Annotated in this window: 14 protein-coding genes; 2 read left to right on the forward strand and 12 right to left on the reverse strand. The window is 61.4% G+C overall.

Annotation, left to right across the window (positions count from 1 at the left end; translation table 11 throughout):
- Position 1: 1 nt before the first annotated feature.
- The 3 genes from HB860_RS14345 to dinB all read right to left on the reverse strand — a co-directional run bounded on the left by HB860_RS14345 (position 2) and on the right by dinB (position 4,460).
- Positions 2-922: a transcriptional regulator GcvA gene (locus tag HB860_RS14345; protein WP_042649544.1), complete on the reverse strand. Its 921-nt coding sequence runs from the start codon at positions 920-922 to the stop codon at positions 2-4.
- Positions 923-1,204: 282 nt separating this feature from the next.
- Positions 1,205-3,340: a methyl-accepting chemotaxis protein gene (locus HB860_RS14350; protein WP_247627078.1), complete on the reverse strand. Its 2,136-nt coding sequence runs from the start codon at positions 3,338-3,340 to the stop codon at positions 1,205-1,207.
- 67 nt (positions 3,341-3,407) lie between these two features.
- Positions 3,408-4,460: a DNA polymerase IV gene (gene dinB, locus HB860_RS14355; RefSeq protein ID WP_247627079.1), complete on the reverse strand. Its 1,053-nt coding sequence runs from the start codon at positions 4,458-4,460 to the stop codon at positions 3,408-3,410.
- 198 nt (positions 4,461-4,658) lie between these two features.
- Here dinB and HB860_RS14360 point away from each other — a divergent pair, with 198 nt between their 5' ends.
- On the forward strand, positions 4,659-4,871 hold the full coding sequence (locus tag HB860_RS14360) for a hypothetical protein (protein ID WP_247627080.1): 213 nt from the start codon (positions 4,659-4,661) through the stop codon (positions 4,869-4,871).
- A 73-nt stretch (positions 4,872-4,944) separates the two neighbouring features.
- Here the strand turns inward: HB860_RS14360 and nqrM are convergent, their stop codons facing one another.
- The 9 genes from nqrM to HB860_RS14405 form a co-directional block, all read right to left on the reverse strand.
- Positions 4,945-5,169: a (Na+)-NQR maturation NqrM gene (nqrM, locus tag HB860_RS14365; RefSeq protein WP_005330718.1), complete on the reverse strand. Its 225-nt coding sequence runs from the start codon at positions 5,167-5,169 to the stop codon at positions 4,945-4,947.
- A 94-nt stretch (positions 5,170-5,263) separates the two neighbouring features.
- Positions 5,264-6,307: an FAD:protein FMN transferase gene (locus HB860_RS14370; protein WP_139436607.1), complete on the reverse strand. Its 1,044-nt coding sequence runs from the start codon at positions 6,305-6,307 to the stop codon at positions 5,264-5,266.
- A 3-nt stretch (positions 6,308-6,310) separates the two neighbouring features.
- Positions 6,311-7,534 carry an NADH:ubiquinone reductase (Na(+)-transporting) subunit F gene (gene nqrF, locus HB860_RS14375; protein WP_025327948.1) on the reverse strand — a complete coding sequence of 408 codons (1,224 nt, stop codon included), beginning with the start codon at positions 7,532-7,534 and terminating at the stop codon, positions 6,311-6,313.
- Between the two features lie 17 nt (positions 7,535-7,551).
- Complete coding sequence (gene nqrE, locus HB860_RS14380; RefSeq protein ID WP_005330713.1) at positions 7,552-8,148, reverse strand: NADH:ubiquinone reductase (Na(+)-transporting) subunit E; 597 nt, start codon at positions 8,146-8,148, stop codon at positions 7,552-7,554.
- 3 nt (positions 8,149-8,151) lie between these two features.
- Positions 8,152-8,784, reverse strand: a complete 633-nt coding sequence (locus HB860_RS14385; RefSeq protein ID WP_005303545.1) for an NADH:ubiquinone reductase (Na(+)-transporting) subunit D — start codon at positions 8,782-8,784, stop codon at positions 8,152-8,154.
- Complete coding sequence (locus HB860_RS14390; RefSeq protein ID WP_202046957.1) at positions 8,777-9,565, reverse strand: Na(+)-translocating NADH-quinone reductase subunit C; 789 nt, start codon at positions 9,563-9,565, stop codon at positions 8,777-8,779. The genes HB860_RS14385 and HB860_RS14390 overlap by 8 nt, the downstream gene beginning before the upstream one ends.
- A complete protein-coding gene (locus tag HB860_RS14395) occupies positions 9,555-10,784 on the reverse strand; it encodes an NADH:ubiquinone reductase (Na(+)-transporting) subunit B (protein WP_247627081.1) in 1,230 nt (409 codons plus the stop codon). The genes HB860_RS14390 and HB860_RS14395 overlap by 11 nt, the downstream gene beginning before the upstream one ends.
- A 3-nt stretch (positions 10,785-10,787) precedes the next feature.
- Positions 10,788-12,131, reverse strand: a complete 1,344-nt coding sequence (locus HB860_RS14400; protein ID WP_139436612.1) for a Na(+)-translocating NADH-quinone reductase subunit A — start codon at positions 12,129-12,131, stop codon at positions 10,788-10,790.
- Positions 12,132-12,569: 438 nt separating this feature from the next.
- Complete coding sequence (locus HB860_RS14405) at positions 12,570-12,878, reverse strand: BolA family protein (protein WP_041204526.1); 309 nt, start codon at positions 12,876-12,878, stop codon at positions 12,570-12,572.
- A gap of 219 nt (positions 12,879-13,097) precedes the next feature.
- Here HB860_RS14405 and HB860_RS14410 point away from each other — a divergent pair, with 219 nt between their 5' ends.
- A complete protein-coding gene (locus tag HB860_RS14410; protein ID WP_247627082.1) occupies positions 13,098-14,231 on the forward strand; it encodes a methyltransferase in 1,134 nt (377 codons plus the stop codon).
- The last annotated feature ends 21 nt before the right edge of the window (positions 14,232-14,252 follow it).

Here is a 14,252-nt window from a genome sequence, read left to right on the forward strand (position 1 = left end):
CTCAGGCATCGGCGAGACGGGCCCGGCGACGGGCCTCCTCCTGCTCCACCAGCTCCAGCATCCAGTCGCGGAAGGCCACTATCTTGCCCTGATCGGACTGCTGCTCCTGGCACACCAGGTAGAAGGCATTCTTGCTCACCAGCACCTGCTCGAACGGACAGATGAGGCGGCCCGCCTCGATCTCGGGCTGGGCCAGCACGCTGTGACCGAGCGCCACCCCCTGACCGTGGATCGCCGCCTGGATCACCATGGTGGAGTGGCTGAAGATGGGTCCCTGGTTGACGTTCGGGGCATCGATGTCGAGCTGGCGGAACCAGGCCTTCCAGTCGCGTCGGGAGGTGTCGTGCAGCAGGGTGTGCCTGGTCAGATCCTCCGGGGTGCGCAGGGGCTTGGGGCCGGTCAGCAGCAGGGGGGAGCAGACCGGGATCAGGTACTCGGTGTGCAGCTTGTCCGAGCGCAGCCCGGGCCAGTTGCCACGGCCGTAGTAGATGGCCACGTCCACGTCGTCGGTCAGGGAGCCCTCGTCCATGTCCACCGCCTTGATGCGCACATCGATGTCGGGGTGGCGCTCGCTGAACTTCACCAGCCTGGGCACCAGCCACTGGATGGCGAAACTCGGCTGCAGGGAGACGGTGAGCGCCCCCTTGGCACTGCGGGCCAGCAGCTTGTCGGTGGCCTCCGAGATGGAGGCGAAGATGTCCTTGATGTCGAGGAAGTAGCTCTGCCCCTCCTCGGTCAGCAGCAGGGAGCGGTTCTTGCGACGGAACAGCTTGATGCCGAGGTACTCCTCCAGCGCCTTGATCTGGTGACTGATGGCGGCCTGAGTCACAAACAACTCTTCTGCTGCGCGGGTAAAGCTTAAGTGGCGAGCCGCTGCTTCGAATGCTTTCAGGGCATTGAGCGGGGGTAAACGACGAGACATGACACCAGCCGACGATGAGTTTTTCTAATGGGGCGCATTATAAATTGTCGGTTGCGGGTCGACCAGTGAATAAACATAATTCGCCACGCAATCCGTTGCCATATGGCTCACACCTTCTCTTCCATGTTGGTTTACATGTGGTTTTTGTGAGTGGGCCGACAACGATTGTGGTGTTGTGTTTCTTCCTCTGCGGGAAGAAGGGCTAAATCGATGCGATTTAACCCAGTCTGTCATCTGAATGTGTTTGGCGCCTCCGGTTGGATGGCGCCTTTTTTCTTATCTCTATACCCTGAACTGCCCCACCAGTTGCTGCTGCTTGTCCGCCAGTTGCGACAACTCGCGCCCGTTGTCGGCCGAGGTGGCCGCCTCTGCCCTGATGGTGTGGCTCACGTCGCGGATGTTGCTGACGTTGCGGTTGATTTCGTCCGCCACCCCGCTCTGCTCCTGGGCCGCCCTGGCTATCTGCTCGTTCATCTGATGGATGGTGGCCACCGCATGGATGATCTGCTCCAGCACGCTGACCGACAGCTCCACCTTGCCGAGGGTCACATCCGCCTGGCTGTGGCCCGTCATGATCGCCTTCACCACAGCCTCCGTGCCCGACTGCAGCTCGGTGATCAGCGTCTGGATCTCGACGATGGCATTCTGGGTACGCCCCGCCAGGTTGCGGACCTCGTCGGCCACCACGGCGAAGCCGCGGCCCTGTTCACCGGCCCGCGCCGCCTCGATGGCGGCATTGAGCGCCAGCAGGTTGGTCTGTTCGGCTATTCCCTGGATGACGATGAGGATGTCGTTGATGTTGTCGCTGTTGGCGGCAAGCCGCTCCACCACGGGCTTGGCGTCGCTGATCACCGCCATCAGCCTGGACATGGCCTGCTGGGTATCGGCGACCACGGACTTGCCCTCCTGGGCCGCCATGTCCGCCTGGTTGGCCGCGCTCACCGCCGAGCTGGCATTGCCCGCGACCTGCAGGGCGGTGGCGCTCAGCTCCTCGAACGCCGTGGCCACCAGATCCACCTCCTGATACTGGGACTGCATGCCGGCACTGGTGCGCTCGGCCCCTTGCGCCGCCAGCGCCGCGCTGGCCCGGGTGCCGGCCACGGTATCGATCACCTGGCTGATGGTGGACTGCAGCTTGTCCAGGAAGTTGTTGAACCACTTCGCCAGCTCGCCGATCTCGTCATCGCGACGCAGGTCGATGCGCTGGGTCAGATCCCCCTCGCCGCTGGCGATGTCCTTGAGGCGGGCCACCACGGTGCGGATGGGGGCGACGATGCGCTGGGCCATCAGCCAGATGCAGAGAAGGGCAAGGGCTGAGATGGCCCCGCCGATCAGCAGCTGGGTGGCGACGCTGCGCTGGGACTGGCCCTCCAGCTCATCCTGCAGTTGCAGGGCTGAGGCGAGCACCACGGCGCGGGGCAGTTCGATGTAGATGCCCCACTTGCGATCCGTCCCGCGCATGCTGACCGGCACGAAGGTCTGCAGCAAGGCGCCGTCCGGGCTCCAGCGCGTGACCACCTCCCCCTTGGCGAGCCAGCCGTTGAGATCCGCCGACAGCCCCTGCTGCTCCAGGGTATCCCCAAGGGCGACCTTGAACCCTTCGGCCCCGGCCACCCGCCCCTCGTGACTGAGCAGCAGCACCTTGCCTTGCCCGTCATAGAGCGTCTTGTCCATCTCCTCCACCAGGCTCTGCAAGGTGGCCAGCGAGATGTCGACCCCCACCATGCCGAGCAGATTGCCCTCTTCCAGCAGGGGGGCCGTCACCGAGGTCATCAGCACCTGACGGGTGCCCACCTCGTCCACATAGGGATCGAGCAGACAGAGGGCCTTGCTGCGAATGCTGCAGCTGTACCAGTCATTCTCCAGGCCGCCGTGCCCGGAGGGCTTGTCGTCGGCCAGCAGCGCTTCGTCCATCACCTCCAGGGTCACCTTGCCATCGACTCTGGCCCAGTAGCTGGAGAAGCGTCCCTTGTCGTTGGCCCCGAGCGCGGTCGAGCCCTGATAGTTGTCGTCTTCACCGTCGAGCTGGTTGGGTTCGAATACCGCATAGACCCCGAGCAGATTGGCCGACGACTCCGCCGCGTCCTGCAACTGCTGGTTCACGGCATTGCGCAGCGCCTCGGAGTGAACGAAGTTGTCCGCCGCGTTCTTGCGCTGGAACAGTATGCCCTCCGCCAGCAGGGTGGCCCTGAAATAGGCCTCGTCGAGGTAGCTGGTCACTCTGGCCGCCTGGGTGGACCCCATGGCCTTCATCCAGTTTTCTGCCGCGTGCTGCCCCTCCAGGGTGGTGGAGGTGAGCACCTGCTCCTGCATGCGGGCCGCGTTGAAGAGGGAAGAGGCGACCAGTGCGGCGGCACTGGCCAACAGACAGCAACCGGCGATCAGGGTGATCCGTCCCTGAACAGAAAGAGAACTCATGCCACGATTTCCTAACGTCTACAGATGTGAACACTGTATCGGTTTTGGACACAAAAACTTAACTAAATCAGCTGAGATCCAGGCTCAATTGGTTGATCTCCCCCGCCCCTGGCAGACCGACCACCAGACCGAGCAGGCGAATAGGTTTTCCTTGAGACCGTTGCAGCCCCTCGTGCAGCAGATCGTGGAAACGGCTCGCCTGGTAGCTCCCCTTGCGATAGACGGTGGTCTGGTGGAAATCGGCAAACTTCAGCTTGATCCCCTGCCCCATCAGCGCCTCCGCAGGGCAAGCCCTGGCAAAGCGCAGCTCCAGCTCGGGAATGAGCCGGCCGAGCACCTCCCGGCAGGCGGCTTCATCCAGCACGTCGCTGGCGAGGGTCGTCTCCACCCCTATGCTCTTGCGTATCCGCCGGGCCTGTACCGGCTGATCGTCATGTCCCCAGATGCGACCGGCCAGCATCTCCCCGAGCTTGCCGAAACGGCTCACCAGCTCCTCGTTACCGAGCTGGCGGGCATCCTCGCAGGAGTAGAGCCCGAGGGACTCCAGCCGTTCAGCCGTCTTGCGGCCGATGCCGGGCAGCTTGCCGAGGGGCAGCTGGCGCACGAACTCGTCCACCTCCTGGGGGCGGATGACGAACAGGCCGTCCGGCTTGCGCTGCTCGGAGGCGAGCTTGGCCAGAAACTTGTTCGGCGCCACCCCGGCCGAGGCGGTCAACCCCAGTTCGAGGACGATGGCGGCGCGGATCTCGGCCGCCATCAGGGTGGCGCTGCCGCCGCAATGGGGGCTGTCGGTGACATCCAGGTAGGCTTCATCGAGGGAGAGCGGCTCCACCTGCTCCGTGTAGCGCAGGAAGATGGCCTGCAACTGGCGGGAGGTCTCCTTGTAGACGGCCATCCGCCCGGGGATCAGCACCAGCGGCGGGCAGAGTTTCCTGGCCAGGGCGCTCGGCATGGCGGAGCGTACCCCGAAGCGGCGCGCCACATAGTTGCAGGTGGAGATGACGCCGCGCCTCTCGGCCGAGCCGCCGATGGCCAGCGGCACCTCCCGCAGGGCCGGGTTGTCCCGCATCTCCACCGCGGCGAAGAAGCAGTCCATGTCGATGTGAATGATCTTGCGCATGCCAGAGTCTGTTGAGCCGTCGGCGCCTGCCGCATGGTTGGGTGCACCGCCGCTGTCGTGACGAGGCGGCGACACCACTGTATGAATAACCAGTTAAGGCCCCATGCTACCCCAGCCCTGTCATTTCTGCCAGCGCACGGGAGGAGAGGGACGGATAGACTCTCAAGGCACCATCCACATCAGACTCAAGGAGGAGAGATGAGAGCAATCTGGCCGAGACTCTGCCTGCTGCTGTTGCCGCTGACGGGCATGACCAAGGACCATCCGACCGCCGAGTGCAGCTGGCTGTTTGAGCGCATAGAGATACTGGAGAAAGCCATCAAGCAGGGGGACGAGCTGGGCACAAGGGAGGAGCTGGCAAAGCGAAAGGCGAAGTTTCACAACAAGGCCTGCAGCCAGTACGACTACTGAGCGCCATGAAGACGCGAGCCGACCCAGGGTCGGCTCGCGTGCATTCGATGCACCCGCACGCGGGTGTTCGCCCTCAGAGGATGCGGTTGTCCACCAGCATCTTGCGACGGGCCTCTTCCTTGGCCATCTTCTTCTTGCGATTGTCGCAGGGCTCCGGGCAGTCGCACTCCTTCTCGATCCCTATGGTGCCAAGGCCGCCACAGGAGCCGGAGATGGTCTTCTTCTGGAAGATGTAGCCGATGGCCATGGCCACCACCACCACCAGAAACACCCCGAAGGTGATCAGAAAGATCTGCATGGTATTACCCCTTTACTGTTTAACCAGATACGGCTCGACGGCATCCGGCGACAAGATTCCCAGGCGCCGCCGAGTGATGGCGGCGCCTTCACGGTTAACCGGGCTGCTTGGCCAGGTAGGGCTTGAAGGCATCCGAGTAAGCCTCCTCGAAGCCCTCGTCCGTCTTGGTGATGACGAAGATGGCCAGACCCCGCTCCTTTGCATAGGCCAGGCTCTTCTGCGTTCCCATGACCGTCAGCGCCGTGGCCAGCCCGTCTGCCGTCATGCAGGAGGGGTGGATCACGGTGACCGACACCATGCGATGGGTGATGGGCTTGCCCGTCAGCGGATCCATGGTGTGGGAGAAGCGCTTGCCATCCAGCTCGTAGTAGTTGCGATAGTCCCCCGAGGTGGCGACGCCGTTGTCCCCTGGCACTATCACCTCCTGCACCGAGCCGGCATTGGCGGTCGGCTTCTCGATGGCGACGCGCCAGGGGTGACCCTTGCCGTTGACGCCATTGATCCGCAGCTCGCCGCCGATCTCCACCAGGTAGTTGCGCGCCCCCAGGGATTCCAGGTACTCGGCCACCTTGTCCACCCCGAAGCCCTTGGCGATGGCGGAGAGATCCACGTAGAGATCCGGGATGTCCTTTTGCAGGGTGTCGGCGTCGACCGAGGTTACCACATGCAGATTGCCGAGGCCCGTCTTCTGCCGGGTCTGGGCGATCAGCTCGTCGGATGGCACCTTGGTCGGTTTGGCATCCGGCCCAAAGCCCCACAGATTGACCAGGGGGCCCACGGTGACGTCCAGCGCCCCGCGGCTCTCGCGGCCAATGTGAATGGCCTCGGTCACCACCCGGGCAGTGTCACGGGAGACCACCACAGGGGTATTGTCCTTGTGCTGGTTGAAGCGCGACAGCTCGGAATCCGGGCGGTAGGTGGACATCTGATCGTTGACCCGTTCCAGCAGGACATCCACCTCGGCCTGCAGCTTGGCGGCATCCGTGACGGCGGCATCCGCCACCTTGATGGAGTAGTAGGTGCCCATGGTGCTGCCGGTGATGTGGATCTCCGGCTTGGATTGGACCGATTCCTGACCGCACCCAGTCAAGAAAAAGGCTAGCCCGAAGGCTAGCCAGGTCTTTACAACACTGTGCATGGATTAACCACCAAAGTCATCCAGGAGGATGTTTTCGTCTTCAACGCCGAGGTTTTTCAGCATGTTGATGACGGCAGCGTTCATCACGGGAGGTCCACACATGTAGAACTCGCAATCTTCCGGCGCCTCGTGGTTCTTGAGGTAGTTCTCGAACAAGACGTTGTGGATGAAGCCGGTGTAGCCATCCCAGTTGTCTTCCGGTTGCGGATCCGACAGGGCGACGTGCCACTGGAAGTTGTCGTTCTCGGCGGCCAGCATGTCGAAGTCTTCGACATAGAACATCTCGCGCTTGGAACGGGCGCCGTACCAGAAGCTCATCTTGCGCTTGGACTTCAGGCGACGCAGCTGGTCGAAGATGTGGGAACGCATCGGCGCCATGCCGGCACCACCACCGATGAACACCATTTCGGCGTCGGTGTCCTTGGCGAAGAACTCGCCGAACGGACCCGAGATGGTCACCTTGTCCCCGGCCTTCAGGCTGAAGATGTAGGAGGACATCTGGCCGGGAGGGGCAGTCCAGTTGCTCGGCGGCGGGGTCGCGATCCGCACGTTCAGCATGATGATGCCGAACTCTTCCGGATAGTTCGCCATGGAGTAGGCACGGATAATAGGCTCGTTGACCTTGGACTCCAGCTCGAAGATCTTGAAGCGATCCCAGTCCCCGCGATACTCCTCGGGAATGTCGAAGTTCTTGTACTGCACGTGGTGGGCAGGGGCTTCGATCTGGATATAACCACCGGCGCGGAACGGGACGCTCTCGCCATCGGGGATCTGCAGCTTGAGCTCCTTGATGAATGTGGCCTTGTTGTCATTGGAGATGACGGTACAGTCCCACTTCTTCACGCCGAAGATCTCTTCCGGCAGCTCGATGTCCATGTCGGAACGCACGGTGACCTGGCAGGCCAGGCGCTCGCCATGACGGGCTTCGCCCTTGCTGATGTGATCCAGCTCGGTCGGCAGTATGTCGCCGCCGCCGGCTTTCACCCGCACCTTGCACTGACCACAGGAGCCGCCGCCGCCACAGGCGGAGGAGACGAAGATACCACTGCCGGCGAGCACGCCAAGCAGCTTGCCACCCGCCGGGCTGGTCACAGCCTTGGCCGGGTCGCCGTTGATGCTGATTGTCACGTCACCGGCGGTCACCAGCTTGGACTTGGCGAACAGAATGACTGCCACCAAGGCCAGCAGGATCACGGTGAACATGACCACACCCAGAATAATTTCCATCTATATTTCCTTTCCGATTACAGGGAAATACCAGAGAAGGACATGAAGCCCAGCGCCATCAGACCCGCGGTGATGAAGGTGATGCCGAGGCCACGCAGGCCTTCCGGAACATCGGAATACTTCATCTTCTCGCGGATCCCCGCCATCGCGACTATGGCCAGCATCCAGCCTGCACCCGACCCCACGCCATAGACCACGGACTCCACGAAGTTGTAGTCACGCTGCACCATGAAGGAGACGCCACCGAAGATGGCGCAGTTCACCGTGATGAGCGGCAGGAAGATGCCGAGGGCGTTGTAGAGCGCCGGGAAGTACTTGTCCAGCGCCATCTCCAGGATCTGCACCAGGGCCGCAATCACCCCGATGAAGGTGATGAAGCTCAGGAAGCTGAGATCCAGGCCGGAGACCAGGGCACCGTCTTTGAGCACGTAGTTGTAGATCAGGTTGTTGGCCGGAACGGCAACGGTCTGAACCACGATAACGGCAATGCCGAGGCCCATGGCGGTCTTGACCTTCTTGGACACCGCCAGGAAGGTACACATCCCCAGGAAGAAGGAGAGCGCCAGGTTTTCGATGAAGATCGAACGAATCAACAGACTCAGATAGTGTTCCATACCTTAATCCTTTGCCTCCACCTGCTTGGGATCCTTGGTGCGTACGCCCCAGATGATCAGACCAATGATGAAGAATGCACTCGGCGGCAGCAGCAGCAGGCCGTTCGGCACATACCAGCCACCATTGTTCACCAGCGGCAGCAGTTCGATGCCGAACCAGGTGCCTGACCCCAGGATCTCGCGCACAGTCGCCACGGTCAGCAGCACGGCGCCATAGCCCAGACCGTTGCCGATGCCGTCCAGGAAGGAGGGCAGCGGGGCGCTCTTCATGGCATAGGCTTCGGCACGACCCATCACGATGCAGTTGGTGATGATGAGGCCGACGAACACCGACAGTTGCTTGGAGATGTCATAGGCATAGGCCTTGAGCACCTGGTCAACCACGATAACCAGCGAGGCAATCACCGCCATCTGGGCGATGATCCGCACGCTGTTCGGGATCTGGTTGCGGATCAGGGAGATGAACAGGTTGGAGAAGGCGGTGACCGCGGTAACGGCCAGCGTCATCACGAACGCCGTCTTCATCTGGCTGGTAACGGCCAGCGCGGAACAGACACCCAGCACCTGCAGTGCGATGGGGTTGTTGCCGAGCACAGGCGTCAACAGCAATTTTTTCATTTCGCTCTTGTCAGCCATTGTTGATTTCTCCTGCACGTACCTTGGCCAGGAAGGGACCGAAGCCCTTGGGGCCCATCCAGAAGTCGAAGGTGTGCTGTACGCCATTACCGGTCAGGGTTGCGCCAGACAGGCCGTCGATTTCATGCTCGGAACCAGCCGGAGCATGGCCCTTGATCACCCGCAGCGCAGGCTGACCGTCCTGATCGAACAGCTTCTTGCCGACGAACAGTTCGCGCCAGGCCGGATTTTCGATCTCGCCGCCCAGACCCGGGGTTTCACCGTGGTCATAGTAGGTGATGCCCTTGATGGTCTGGCCATCGGCCGCGACCGCCACGAAGGCATACATGGTGGACCACAGACCCTGGCCGTAGATCGGCAGTATGATGTTGTCGACCTTGCCTTGCGCATCTTTCGCGAAGAACACCGGGATCAGCTTGGAGATCTGACGCAGGCCGGCCTTGTCGTCGGCAGGTGCCAGACGAACACTCTTGGCCGGATCCTTGGCTGCCAGCTTGGTGTCGAAGTTGTCGGCATCGCCGTCAACGAACTCACCTGTGGCCAGATCCACCAGACGGGCTTCAATCTTGTCGCCATACAGCTGGGCCAGGTCACGCTTGGCCACCGAGCTGACATCGACACCGGCAACGGACAGTATGTTGCTTTGCTTGTCCAGCGCCTTGTTTTCCAGCTGGGCCGGACGCAGACCCACGGCGGCCACGGAGACCACGATGGAGCAGACCAGACACAGACCGGTCACTACGGCGAGAGTGCCGGTAGTAGAGTCTTTATTAAACGCCACGTGCGATCCTCCGCTTGATGTTCGCCTGCGCCACGAAATGGTCAAACAAGGGGGCAAACAGGTTGGCAAACAGAATGGCCAGCATCATGCCTTCCGGGAACGCGGGGTTCACGACACGGATCAGCACGACCATGACGCCGATGAGGGCGCCGTACCACCACTTGCCCTTGTTGGTAAAGGCGGCGGAGACAGGATCGGTCGCCATGAAGGCCATGCCGAACGCGAAGCCGCCCAGCACCAGATGCCAGTGCCACGGCATGCTGAACATGGGGTTGGTATCGGAACCGATGACGTTGAACAGCAGGGAGGTCGCCACCATGCCCACCATGACGCCGGCGATGATGCGCCAGGAGGCGATCCGCATGTAGACGATCATGGCCGCACCGATGAGGATCATCAGGGTGGAGACTTCACCGATGGAGCCCGGCAGGTTGCCGAGGAAGGCATCCATCCAGCTGATGGCTTCGCCGGTAGCACCGTTGATCAGCGCCATCTGGCCGCCCTGGGCCCACTGGCTCAGGGCAGTCGCGCCTGAATAGCCGTCAACGGCCACCCAGACCGCATCGCCGGAGATCTGGCCCGGATAGGCGAAGAACAGGAACGCACGACCCGCCAGGGCCGGGTTCAGGAAGTTCTTGCCGGTACCGCCGAACACTTCCTTGGCCAGCACCACGCCGAAGGTGATGCCGAGCGCGGCTTGCCACAGGGGCAGCTCGGGCGGCACTATCAGGGCGAACAGGATGGAGGTCACGAAGAAGCCTTCGTTGATCTCGTGCTTGCGCACCATGGCGAACAGCACTTCCCAGAAACCACCGACGATGAAGACGGTGATGTAGATCGGGAAGAAGTGCGCCGCACCGATCAGCATCTTGCTGCCGATGCCGGCCACGGCCGGATCCAGGGAGGCACCCAGCAGGGTAGCCAGGGCGTATTGCCAGGTATCGGCACCGGCCGCGCTGCCCAGATGGGCGATAGCGGCGATGGACTGGTTGCCGACGTTGTACATGCCCCAGAACATGGCCGGGAACACGGCCAGCCACACCATGATCATCATGCGCTTCAGATCGATCGCATCACGGACGTGGGCGGCATTGCGGGTCACGGAACCCGGGGTATAAAACAGGGTATACGCCGCCTCGAACAGGGCATAGTACTTGGCGTACTTGCCACCCGGCTCGAAGTGATGTTCCATATTTTCAAGAAGTTGCTTGAAACTCATCGCTTAACCTTCCAGTTCTATCTTGGTCAGGCACTCACGCAAGACTGGGCCGTACTCTGTCTTGCCGGGGCAGACGAAGGTACAGAGCGCCAGATCTTCCTCATCCAGCTCCAGGCAGCCGAGCGCCTGCGCGCTGTCGGTGTCGCCGGAGATCAGATCCCGCAGCAGCAGGGTCGGCAGGATGTCGAGCGGCATCACGCGCTCATAGTTGCCGATAGGCACCATGGAGCGATCACTACCGTTGGTGGTGGTAGTGAAGTTGATGAGTTTGCCCTTCATCAGATGAGAGAGGGTGGTACGGGTGATGGAGAACTTGTCGGCACTGGGGTTGACCCAGCCCAAGAACTCTTTCTCACGACCTTCGCCCAGTACGCTCACCTGATTGTGGTAGCGACCCAGGTAGTCATGAACCCCTTCGGCCTTGGCACCGCTCAGCAGGGAACCGGAGATGATGCGATTCTCGTCCGCACGCAGCTCGTTGTTGGTCAGCTGGCTGATGCAGGCGCCCAGACGAGTGCGCAGCAGGCGCGGCTTGATCACGTTCGGTCCGGCCAGGGCGATCACCTTGTCGGTGAAGATCTGACCTGTGGTGAACAGCTTGCCGTAGGCGATCACATCCTGATAGTTGATGTGCCACTGCACTTTCTTGGCACCGACCGGGTCCAGGAAGTGGATGTGGGTACCGGGCAGGCCGGCAGGGTGCGGGCCGACGAACACGGCTTCCTTGACCTGGGCCAGGGAGGCGTGCGGCAGGCTGGCTTCGCCCTTGCAGACGTGGACAGTGCCATCGGTCAGGCGGCTCAGCACGGCCAGACCATCGAGGAAGGCCTGGGCCTGTTCCTTGATGATGATCTCGGCGTTGGCAGCCAGCGGGTTGGTGTCCATGGCGGTGACGAAGATGGCACGCGGGGCAGAGCCCACTGCCGGCACCTTGCTGAATGGACGGGTACGCAATGCGGTCCATTGGCCTGATGCGACCAGGATCTCCTGCACCTTGCTGCGCTCGAGCTGTGCCAGCTCGGCAGACGCAAAGTGTTCAAAGGTCACCTGTTCGTCAGAACCATCGATGTCGATGACAACGGATTGCAGAACACGCTTGGCACCACGGTTGATCTCAGAAACCACACCGGTGGCAGGGGCCGTGAATTTAACGCCGGGATTCTTCTTATCTTCGAAGAGCTCCTGACCTTTAATGACGCGATCACCTACTTTGACGAACATAGTAGGACGCATCCCCACGAACTCTTCGCCGAGTGTAGCAACACGGGTGATGGCCGGGCCATCGTAGATTACTTGCTCCGGAGCACCCAGCACGGGGATGTCCAGTCCTCTTTTAATTGTAATCATACTCACTTGCACTACCGTTAAGGGAAGACAGGTTGGTTAGCGCCGAGAAATACATCACGACGAGTTGTTGAATGAGCCCGTCAACATCACGGAAAACTGTCGAAGAAACAAACAAATCAGCAACATACAGGATCATTCAAAAGCGCCTGAGTTTACCACCTTAGACAAGTCAGTCGCCACGCCAAATGGGGAAAATCCCCGTCCTATCACAAAATTAACCTCCAATGAATATTTCCCTTCCATCCCTGCAACCCGTGGTTTTAAAGGATTTTTTGTTTTACTACCCACATGGAGGTAATTTCACCCGCCCCAGAGGTTGATTAGAAAAAGTAATCATTACCCTGATCCAACGCACACAGGGCCGGCGGCTGGCGCCCCGGCCCTGTCGTGATGGTTTTGTTAATTGGTCGACAATCGGGTAATGAAAAGGTCAAAGGCTCAGGCAAAAGGGGACTTGCTGACACAGCCCGGGGTCTTGGGGGCCTGCTCCCGGGCCTGCCACTCCGCCTCGGTATAGGTATGCAGCGCCAGCGCATGGATAGCCCCTGCCAGCTCCTCTGCCAGCACGCCGTTGACCTGACGATGGCGCCCCAGCAGGCGCTGCCCCTCGAAGGCCTGGCTCACCACTATGACCTTGAAGTGGCTCTCGGATCCCGGCTCCACCCTGTGCATGTAGCTCTCGTTGATCACTTCCAGATGACTGGGGGACAAGGCGGCGGCCAGTTTGGCCTCTATCTGTTGTTGCATGCTCACGGGCAAGACTCCCTCGTTGGATATCCGGCCATTGTAGCCAGGGTTGCCTACCGGATGCATCAGGCCCGCTGTAAATAGAAAGAGGCCGGGCACCTCCTTGCTGCGGGCTGGTGAAATTCTCCGTCGCCGCTAGAATAGCGCCACTTTCCCTGCCTGCCGGGCAACACGGTGCGGGCGGGCGTCATCTATCAGCAACACGTTGGACTCATTCTTATGCAAACCCTGCTCGACACTGCCCATTGTCGTCTGACCCTGTATCGCTACCCACGGCAGAGCCAGGATCCCCTGCAGGCCTGGGATGCGGCGGACGAGTACCTGATCAACGCATTGGCGGAGTCCCCTCTTGAACAGGCCGGCCCCGTCATCATCATGAACGACGGCTTCGGCGCCCTGGCCGCCTATCTGCACGGCCATGGTCCGGTCTGCGTGAGCGACTCCCATATCAGCGAGCGGGCCACCCTGGCCAATCTGGCGGAGAACGGGCTGGATCCCGCACAGATCACCCTGCTGGACGCCCTGGCCCCGCTGCCCGATGCCCCTGCGCTGGTGGTGATCAAGGTCTCCAAGTATCAGGCGCTGCTGGAGCAGCAACTGCTGGCCCTGCGCGAGGTGGTCACCCCGGCCACCCGCATCCTGGCCGCCGGCAAGGCCAAGGACATCCACAGCTCCACCCTCAAGCTGTTCGAGAAGTATCTGGGCCAGACCCGCACCTCGCTCGCCTGGAAGAAGGCGCGCCTCATTCACTGCGAGCCGCAGGCCGAGCGCCCTGCCCTGACCAACCCCTTCCCGACCGTCTGGCCGCTGGAGGGCACCGACATGCTCATCCACAACCATGCCAACGTGTTTTCGCGCACCAGCCTGGATATAGGCGCCCGCTTCATGCTGGACAATTTGCCGATCCACAGCGCGCGCAAGGTGATAGACCTTGGCTGCGGCAACGGGGTGCTGGGTCTCTCGCTGCTGGCAAAAGACAGCGAGGTGGAGGTGACCTTCATCGACGAATCCCACATGGCGGTCGCCTCGGCGCGCCTCAACGTCGAGCACAACCTGCCGGCTGCCCTGCCGCGGGCCCACTTCATGGTCAACAACTGTCTCGACGGCGTGGCGGTCGGAGCGGCGGACAGGATCCTCTGCAATCCCCCCTTCCATCAGCTGCAGGCGATCACCGATCACATCGCCTGGCAGATGTTCACCGACGCACACCGGGTGTTGCCTCAGGGGGGTGAACTCTGGATAGTAGGCAACCGTCATCTGGACTATCACAACAAACTCAAGCGCTTGTTTGCCAACGCACAAGTCGTTGCGTCGAACAGCAAATTCGTTATTTTGAAAGCCATCAAACGCTGAAAGCCATCAAACGCCAAAGGA

This window comes from Aeromonas genomosp. paramedia, assembly GCF_023093515.1.
GTDB lineage: Bacteria > Pseudomonadota > Gammaproteobacteria > Enterobacterales > Aeromonadaceae > Aeromonas.